This is a genomic window from uncultured Limnohabitans sp. (assembly GCF_937889215.1).
In the GTDB taxonomy this organism is placed as follows: Bacteria; Pseudomonadota; Gammaproteobacteria; order Burkholderiales; family Burkholderiaceae_C; genus Limnohabitans_A.
Genome location: NZ_CALBEX010000550.1, coordinates 1 through 2,107, shown reverse-complemented (window position 1 = coordinate 2,107; position 2,107 = coordinate 1). Strand labels below are relative to the sequence as shown.

Below are 2,107 nucleotides of genomic sequence, written 5' to 3'. Positions count from 1 at the left end.
TGCTTGTGACCATGTGCTGGTGGCCAGTGACGACGAACGTTTTTTGGCCACTATCGACGAAGCCCAGCTCAGCGGCCTGAGTGTGCACCTTTTGGCCGACGAGTCGGCCCGCAACATGCCGCAAATGGTGCGCACCGATCCCGGTTGGGCCCGCTTGCTGGCCCAGGCCGATCGCCGGGTGGTGGTCAACTCTCAAGCCCTGGCCGACATGCTGCAAGGCAAGCTGCCTATCGGCATGGGCCTGGCGGTTGAAGACGTGGAAGAGTTGCGCAAGTCGATGCACGAGGTCATTACTGCCTGGTGGGCCGACGAGCCGGAAGATCTGCGCGAAGACCTGCGCGACGCGCTGCAGATCAGTCGCGGGATTCCGCAAGAAGTAGACCGCCAGCTTTTGCTGCGCATGCGCCAGCGCTTGGCTCGCGCCTTGAGTTTGCCCGAGAAGAAAATGCTGCGCGAAACCTTGAGGGCGGTGGTGGCCGAGCCTGTTGCAGCAACAGTCCTGCCTGGGGAAGGTTTTCCGCCTGACGAGATCGAGTGAGGGCAGCGACTGACAAGGCGTGGCCATGCACCAAGAAGCAGAAAATGCATTGGCCATGGCCTTGCACTTTCTGCGCTCCAGCGGCAGCGACGTGCCTGGTGCCACGCGCAAAGCGGTACAAGCCCTGGGTGCGTTGAACCGATTGGAGATGTTGGCCTTGGGCTCGGGAGCACGCACCACCGGGCGTGCCTAAAAAAAAGCCCTGAGGCTGGCACTTCAGGGCTGATCGAAGAGGGCGCAAAGAAGTCGGGTTCAACCCCGGCCTTCTCCTGTTGCATCAGATTTGGGCATGGTACTGGGTGACGCGCTCGACTTCGTTTTTGGAGCCCAGCATCACGCTCACACGCTCGTGCAGTTGACTCGGCTGCATGTCCAAAATGCGCTCCTTGCCGTTGGTCGATGCGCCGCCAGCTTGCTCGATGAGCCAACTCATGGGGTTGGCCTCGTACAGCAAGCGCAGCTTGCCAGCCTTGTGGGGTTCGCGACGGTCCCAGGGGTACATGAAGACGCCGCCACGCGTCAGGATGCGGTGCACGTCGGCCACCATGGAGGCGATCCAGCGCATGTTGAAGTCCTTGCCGCGTGGGCCATCCTTGCCCTGCAGGCATTCGTCGATGTAGCGGCGCACGGGCTCGTCCCAGTGGCGCATGTTGCTCATGTTGATGGCGAACTCTTTGGTGTCGGCGGGCACCTGCACGTTTTCTTGCGTGAGCACAAAGGAGCCTTGTTCGCGGTCCAAGGTGAACATGGCCACGCCGTCGCCGACGGTGAGCACCAAGGTGGTTTGTGGGCCATAGACACAGTAGCCAGCTGCCACTTGTTGTTTGCCGGGCTGCAAAAAGTCTTGCTCGGTGACGCCTTGGTTGCCTTCGGGCTTTTTGAGCACGCTGAAGATGGTGCCAATGCTGACGTTGACGTCGATGTTGGATGAGCCGTCCAGTGGGTCAAACAGCAAAAGGTATTCGCCTTGCGGATAACGGTTGGGCACCAAATAGATGCTGTCCATTTCTTCCGAAGCCATGGCCGCCAGGTGCCCGCCCCATTCGTTGGCTTCGAGCAGCACTTCGTTGGCGATGATGTCGAGCTTTTTTTGCACCTCGCCTTGCACGTTTTCACTTTCGGCGCTGCCCAGCACACCGCCTAACGCGCCTTTGTTGACCGCGTGGCTGATGCTTTTGCAGGCGCGGGCCACCACTTCGAGCAGCAAGCGCAAATCGGCTGGAATGTGGCCTTTGTCGCGTTGCTGCTCAACCAAGTAACGAGAGAGGGAAATTTTGCTGCTCATGGGGATTCCTTGGTTTCAGGTGCTGCTCAGAGCACGGCTGATGACTTCGCGCACGTCGTTCGACAGGTCGGCTTTGGCAGCCACGCGCTCGATCGCCACGCGTGCTGCCCCCCGATAGGGTTCAGCCAGGCGGCTCCAGCGGTCCATGGCGCGGGCCAGACGGGCGGCCACTTGCGGGTTGATGGCGTCGAGCGCCAGCACCTGCTCGCTCCAGTACACATAGCCAGCTGCATCGGCGCGGTGAAAGCCTGCCGGGTTAGCACTGCAGTAGCTGAAAATCAGGC

The 2,107-nt window shown here is 60.8% G+C and carries 3 protein-coding genes and 1 pseudogene; 2 read left to right on the top strand and 2 right to left on the bottom strand.

The window, feature by feature from the left end:
- Window positions 1-538 (top strand): annotated as a pseudogene (locus Q0341_RS13870) (hypothetical protein); the annotation flags it as partial.
- 25 nt (window positions 539-563) lie between these two features.
- Complete coding sequence (locus tag Q0341_RS13865; protein ID WP_299514485.1) at window positions 564-731, top strand: hypothetical protein; 168 nt, start codon at window positions 564-566, stop codon at window positions 729-731.
- A gap of 84 nt (window positions 732-815) precedes the next feature.
- Here Q0341_RS13865 and Q0341_RS13860 read toward each other — a convergent pair whose 3' ends face one another.
- Together Q0341_RS13860 and Q0341_RS13855 are read right to left on the bottom strand one after the other, a co-directional pair.
- On the bottom strand, window positions 816-1,823 hold the full coding sequence (locus Q0341_RS13860; RefSeq protein WP_299514482.1) for a class 1 fructose-bisphosphatase: 1,008 nt from the start codon (window positions 1,821-1,823) through the stop codon (window positions 816-818).
- Window positions 1,824-1,838: 15 nt separating this feature from the next.
- The coding region (locus tag Q0341_RS13855; protein WP_299514479.1) for an aminopeptidase N C-terminal domain-containing protein at window positions 1,839-2,107 on the bottom strand (269 nt) is incomplete at its 5' end.

What these genes read in the sequence shown, in the direction of transcription:
- Q0341_RS13865 (WP_299514485.1), top strand. Translation starts at nt 564, where the DNA reads ATGCACCAAGAAGCAGAAAATGCATTGGCCATGGCCTTGCACTTTCTG.
- Q0341_RS13860 (WP_299514482.1), bottom strand. Translation starts at nt 1,823, where the DNA reads ATGAGCAGCAAAATTTCCCTCTCTCGTTACTTGGTTGAGCAGCAACGC.